Origin of the sequence: Stappia stellulata DSM 5886, from assembly GCF_000423705.1 — a bacterium.
Lineage (GTDB): Bacteria > Pseudomonadota > Alphaproteobacteria > Rhizobiales > Stappiaceae > Stappia > Stappia stellulata.
Map to the genome: position 1 here is coordinate 345,306 of NZ_AUIM01000012.1, position 6,369 is coordinate 351,674.

The following is a 6,369-nucleotide window of genomic DNA, read 5'->3' on the forward strand; positions in this document are numbered from 1 at the left end:
CGCATCGCTTTCGCAATCCCCGAACGCCGACGCATCCGCCGGCGCGTCCGCCGCCATGCCGCAGGCGGTTGCGCCCGGTCCTAGCGCGCCGCGTCTGTCGGTCGTGCTGCCGACCTTCAACGAGCGCGACAACCTGCCTGTCCTGATCGAGCGGCTCGATGCGACCCTTGCCGGCATCGCCTGGGAGGCGATTGTCGTCGACGACAATTCCCCCGACGGCACGACGCAGGTGGCGCGGGAGCTTGCCAATCGCGATCCGCGCATCCGCGTCATCCGCCGCGTCGGCCGGCGCGGGCTTTCGGGCGCCTGCATCGAGGGCATGCTGGCCTCTTCCGCCGACTTCGTCGCGGTGATGGATGCCGACCTGCAGCATGACGAGACGCTCTTGCCGAAGATGCTGGAAAAGCTCTCCGGCGACGGCACGACGGAAAAGCCCGGCGCGGATCTCGCCGTCGCCAGCCGTCACGTCGAAGGGGGGGCTGTGGGCGAGGGCCTGTCGGCGGTGCGGGCGTCGGGGTCGGGCCTGGCGAACCGTCTGGCGCGCATCTTCCTGCATGTCGACCTGTCGGATCCGATGAGCGGTTTCTTCATGATCCGCCGCGCCGAGGTCGAGCGTCTCGCGCCGAAGCTGTCCTCGCAAGGCTTCAAGATCCTGCTGGACATCGTCGCCAGCGCGCGCGGGTCCTTGCGCATCGTCGAACTGCCTTTCGTGTTTCGCGAAAGGCTGCACGGTCAAAGCAAGCTCGACACACTGGTCGCGCTCGATTTTCTGGGGCTCATCTTGTCGAAACTGGTTGGCGATCTCGTGTCCGTGCGCTTCCTGATGTTCATGATGGTCGGGGCCTCCGGCGTCGTGGTGCACATGGTGGCGCTGTTCTCGCTGATCGAAGGCTTCGCGATGAATTTTCAGGTCGCGCAGACGGCCGCGACCTTTGTCGCCATGACGACGAATTTCTATCTCAACAATCGCCTGACCTACCGCGACCGCCGCCTGCACGGCTGGGCCGCCCTGCGCGGTCTCTTCACCTTCTATGTGGTCTGTGGCTTCGGCGTGATCGCCAATGTCGGCGTCGCCTCGCTGATCTATCAGGAAGACGCCGGCCGCATCCTCATCGGCGTGGCGGGTGCCGCCGGCGCGGTGATGGGCGCGGTTTGGAATTATGCCGCAAGCTCGGTCCTGACCTGGCGCAAGGCCTGAGGCGGTGATGCCGCACGTGTCCCGCGACGCCGGAACGGACGTGCCGGTCTGGCTGCGTCCGGCCACGCTGGCGCTGGTCGTGCTGGCGCTCACGCTCGTGAAGCTTGTCGTTGCCGCCAATTCGGGCCTTGCCGAGGACGAGGCCTATTACCGGCTCTGGGGTCTGAACCCGTCCGCCGGCTACTACGATCACCCGCCGATGGTCGGCTGGTGGGTCGCGGCGGGCCTGTGGATCGCCGGAGATAACGCGCTCGGCATTCGCCTTTTGCCGGTTCTTTCCGCTCTTGCCGGCTCGGCAGCGCTCTGGCGCACGGGATATCTGCTCTTTGGTGCGCGCGCGGCCGGATGGGCGGTGCTTTTCTTCAACGCCTCGCTCCTGATCGGCATCGGCAGTCTGCTGGCAACGCCCGACGCGCCCTCGGTGTTCTTCTGGGGCCTGACCGTCTGGGCGCTGGCCGAGCTTCATGCCGGCCGGAACCCGAACTGGTGGCTTGCCGTCGGGCTTTTCGCCGGCCTCGGTCTTGCGTCGAAATATTCGGTCCTGTTTCTTGGAGCCGGCATCGTGCTGTGGCTTGTGCTGGTGCCCGACGCCCGGCGCTGGTGGTCCAGCTGGCAGCTTTGGGCCGGCGGCGTGCTGGCGCTTGCCATCGTCGCGCCGGTGGTGCTTTGGAACGCCGACCACCAGTGGGCGTCATTCGTCAAGCAGTTCGGCCGCGCGGTGCCCGACGGCTGGAGCACGAAGTACATCTTCGAGTTTCTGGGCGCCGTAATCGGCCTGCTCAATCCTCTGGTCGCGGTGCTGGCGGGCGTCGGTCTTGCGCGGGCGGTTTCCGGCGCGCGGCGGGGCGATGCCGGCTTCGGCCTGATGATCTGGACCTGCGTGCCGTTCTTTTTCTACCTTCTGCTGCATTCGCTGCATTCGCGGGTGCAGGGCAACTGGCCGGCGCCTCTGTTTCCAGCTCTCGCCCTTCTGGCGGGCGTCGTCGTGGCCGATCCGCCGGCGGCTTTCCGGCGCGGCATCGGTCTGCTTGCAAAGGGGGCCGTGGTGCTTGGCATCGCGGTGTCGCTCGTTGTCTATGTGCATGCGGTTCAGCCGCTGACCGGCAGCCTCGCGCGCAAGGATCCGACGTTCCAAACGCGCGGCTGGGGGGAGATCCGCGAGGAGGTGAAGACCCTTGCCGAAGACGAGGGCGCGGCCTGGATCGCGACCTATGGCTACGGACTCAACGCGCAGCTTGCCTTCAATCTCTCCGGCATCCTTCCGGTCGAGCAGCTCACCGAGCGCATCCGCTATGTCATGCAGCCCTCGCTCGGTGCCGAGACGCTGGAACGCCCGGCGCTCTTCATCGTTGAGGCGCGCCGCGATCCGGGAGCCGAGGCGCTCGGTGAACGGTTCGGCGAGGCGACCCGCGTTGCCGTGCTGACCCGGCGTGTGAAGGGCGTGGCGCTGGAAGAGCTTGTGGTCTACCGGGTGGCGGCCGCGCGCGGCGACCCGCGCGATCCCGTCTATCCGCTCCCCTGACGTGCCGTTTTCGCGACGGGGCGCGCACGGCCCTCTTGGCAGGCGGGCCGGTTCCGCGCATAGGATAGGGCGATGAAACGCATTCTCATGACATCGGCCGACTACGGCCTCGCCTTCGGCATTGACCGGACCCTGCGCGACCTGATTGTCGAGGGGCGGCTGTCGGCTGTGGGCTGTCTCGTCGCCTCCGACCTGTGGACGCGCGAGTATCTGCCGCTGCGCGATGCCGTCGATGCCGCCCGCCACCGCACGCTTGTCGGTCTGACACTGGCGCTCACCCGTCCGCATGCGCCGGTGTCGGTGCGCGGGCGCACCCGCTTCGGCGATGCCTTCCCGTCGCCGCGCTGGTGGCGCTGGCGCGATCCCTTGCGTTTGCTTCCGGCCGAGGATCTGGCGGAAGAGGTCGACGCCCAGCTCATCTGCTTCGAGGAATACTACCAGCGTCCGCCTGACTTCCTGCATGTCGCCGACGACCTTCTTGCCCTCCCGCGGGTCGCGCGCACGGTCATCAAGACGGTTGCCCTGCGCAAGCATGCGCCGGCGCTGGTGTCGCCGGCCTGGCCGGGGGAGGGCGCCCGTGCGCGCCGGGTCGCGCGCGGTTTCGCCCGTCAGGCCGCGCGCGCAAGGCTGCGCGTCATGCAGCGGGGGCCGGCCTTTCCGCCGCTCGCCACGCTTGAGGCGCAGGAAACCCACCTGCGCAACGGCTTCAACGGCCTGGACGACCGCACGATGGTGTTTTGCCATCTCGGCGAGGCCGACGACCGATTGCGGCGGCTGGAGCCACGCGCCGATTTGAGCGTGCGCGAGGTCCAGACCGGGTTCTTCAAGAGCCCGGTCTTTCCGCTGCTTCTGGTGGAAAAGGACATCTTCCTCTACTGAGCGGCAATGGTCCGCGACCCGACGAGCGAAATCCGGCCCCCCGCGGGGATTGGGGAGCCGGATTTTCGTTGGGAAGGACCGCCGCGAGGTCAGGGAAGCGGCGGCCTGTGAAAGCAGAATGCGCCAACCGCGTTTCCGCAACAGTGACGATGATCACACAATGCGTTTTGTCAAAGGCCGTGGCGCGCTATGATAAACGGGCAGCGTGCTGGCCGGGGCAGGCCCTTTGGCGCTGCAAGGCACGTGACGTGCGGCCAAGCGGGGCAGGCGAATGGTGGAACTCAAGTCTTTTCTGGAAAACAGCTTCTCGATGGAGGGGCTGGATTGCGAGCTCGCGTCCGGGCTGGCCGCGCTGGCACGCCCGTTTTCGGTCAAGCCGGGCGCGATCCTGTTCGAGGCCGGCGATCCGGGCAACGGGTGCTATGCGATCCTGGAAGGCTCGCTCAAGGTCTCGATCGTCAGTGTCGATGGCGACGAACAGCTTCTGGCGGTGATGGGGCCGGGCAGTATCGTCGGGGAACTTGCGCTGCTCGACGGGCGGGCGCGCTCCGCCAATGTGACGGCACTGAAGCCGACGCGCCTCGCCTTTATCGAGAAACATCGCTTCGAGCGGTTCGCCGACGAGAATCCGGCGCTCTACCGGCACATGCTGTCGATTGTCGGCAGCCGGCTTCGTCAGGCGAATGACGTTCTCGCTGCACGCTCCTTCCTGCCGCTGCCGGGCCGTGTCGCGCAGACGCTGCTGCAACTTGCCGAAACCTTCGGAAAGCCCGTCGACAACGGGCGCGTGCTCATTCACTACAAACTGTCGCAGGCGGATATCGCCAACATGGCCGGGGCGGCGCGGGAGAACGTCAGCCGCGTCCTCAACGATTGGAAACGCGCCGGAACCGTCAGCCGCATTTCGGGATATTACTGCCTGGAAAACCCGGACTGGCTGCGCCAGGCCTCGGCGCTTTAGTTGGGCCATTCAGGTTGCAGATGTAATCGTTGCCCGCATAAATTTTATTTTTGCATGTATAATTTACCTTGTCCGCAGGCGTTCTCTCCTGCCGCCATTGGAGTTTTCAAATAAATCCAAGTTCACTTGGCGTGCATTAAGTTGTCGGTAATACGACTCCCGCTATTCCCTAGTGACCAGTGTATCGGGTTAAGTGTGGAGTTCGGGAATGCGGTTTTCAGACCTGTCAATTCGAAACAAGCTGCTGATCAGCGCAGGTGCGCTTTTCTTCACATCCCTGATCGGGGTCACCCTGACCGGCTCCATCGTAATGTCCAACTCTGCCGAAGAAACGGCCATGGAGCAGGCGCGGACGCTTCTCGATGCCTATTCCGCGGATGTTTCCGGCGAGATCGGCGCCTCTCTCACGGTTGCAAAGTCCGCCGCCGCCGGTGTGGAAGGCTTGCTCAAGAACGACATGCGCGACCGTGACGCCCTTGGCGACATGATGATCCGCACTGTCGAGAACACGCCTGGCCTGGTCGGCATGACGTTGGCGTTCGAGCCGAACGGCCTCGACGGGCGCGACGCCGATTTCAAGACCCACAAATATTCCGACGCAAACGGCCGCTTCGTTCCCTATTTCTACTACTCGGACGGCAAGGTCGTGTTCGAGAAACTGGTGATGACCAAGGAAGCGGGCACCGAGAGCTGGTACGACAAGCCGATCCGCGAAAACCGGTCGCAGATCACGCCTCCCTACCCCTATCCGATCGACGGCAAGGAGGTCTTGCTGACCACGATCAGCTGGGTCGTGCGCGAGAACGGAGAGGCCATCGGCATCACGACCTCGGATCTTTCGCTTGCCGGCCTCGTCGAGAAGATGTCGACGCTAAAGCCGTTCGGCGCGGGTGAGGTCAAGCTGGTCGGCGGAGACAATCTGTGGGTCGCCAATGCGGACCCTTCCAAGCTCGGCAAGCCTGTGCAGGATGCGACGCTGCTCGACCTGATGGCGGCGACGGGGACCGGCGACCGCATGCAGCGCATCGGCGATCGCTTCGTTGCCCTGACCCCCGTCAGCTTCAAGGGCGTCGACGACGTCTGGTATGTCGCGATCGATGTGCCCTATTCCGCCATGGTGGCCGGGGCGATCTCCGCGCGCAACATGATGCTGGCGATTTCCGGTGTCCTTCTGGTGCTGGTGATGGGACTGGTCTGGTACGGCGCCGGCGCACTGGCGCGTCCGGTTGCCGGGCTCACGCAGGTGATGCGTCGTCTCGCTGACGGCGACACCTCGGTCGAGGTCGCAATTGGCGACCGCAAGGACGAGATCGGCGAGATGGGCGAAGCGGTCGAGACCTTCCGCGAAAATGCGCTCGAGCGTCAGCGTCTTGAAGCGATCCAGGGTGAGGATGAAAAGGCCCGCATGGCCCGCCAGGCGCGCACCGAAGAGCTGATTTCCGGTTTCCGTGGCACGGTACAGCAGCTGATCGGCACCGTCAGCGAGACGGCGCAAGGTCTCGACCAGACGGCGCGCGAATTGAGCGCCTCCGCCCAGGACAGCGCGGAACGCGCCGGCGAGACGGCCGATGCAAGTTCGGCCGCGACCGACAGCGTGCAGACCGTGGCAAGTGCTGCCGAGGAGCTTTCCGCCTCCATCGCCGAGATCTCCCGCCAGGTCGGCCAGACCACCCAGGTCGTCTCCCAGGCGACCGAGGGCACGCATGCCACCAACGAAAAGATCGCCGGCCTCGCCCAGGCGGCCAGCAAGATCGGCGAGGTGGTGAAACTCATCACCGACATCGCCGAGCAGACCAACCTTCTGGCGCT

At 65.5% G+C, this 6,369-nt stretch carries 5 protein-coding genes; all 5 read left to right on the forward strand.

What is annotated here, in order from left to right:
* Positions 1-55 precede the first annotated feature (55 nt).
* Positions 56-1,198: a glycosyltransferase family 2 protein gene (locus tag G572_RS0111325; protein WP_029058578.1), complete on the forward strand. Its 1,143-nt coding sequence runs from the start codon at positions 56-58 to the stop codon at positions 1,196-1,198.
* A gap of 7 nt (positions 1,199-1,205) precedes the next feature.
* Positions 1,206-2,720 carry a glycosyltransferase family 39 protein gene (locus tag G572_RS0111330; protein WP_037546561.1) on the forward strand — a complete coding sequence of 505 codons (1,515 nt, stop codon included), beginning with the start codon at positions 1,206-1,208 and terminating at the stop codon, positions 2,718-2,720.
* A gap of 72 nt (positions 2,721-2,792) precedes the next feature.
* Entirely contained in the window at positions 2,793-3,599 is an 807-nt protein-coding gene (locus G572_RS0111335) for a ChbG/HpnK family deacetylase (protein ID WP_029058580.1), read from the forward strand.
* Between the two features lie 271 nt (positions 3,600-3,870).
* Positions 3,871-4,560 (forward strand): Crp/Fnr family transcriptional regulator, encoded by a 690-nt coding sequence (locus tag G572_RS0111340; protein WP_029058581.1) that lies wholly within the window; start codon positions 3,871-3,873, stop codon positions 4,558-4,560.
* 208 nt (positions 4,561-4,768) lie between these two features.
* On the forward strand, positions 4,769-6,369 hold a 1,601-nt coding region (locus tag G572_RS0111345; protein ID WP_029058582.1), incomplete at its 3' end, for a methyl-accepting chemotaxis protein.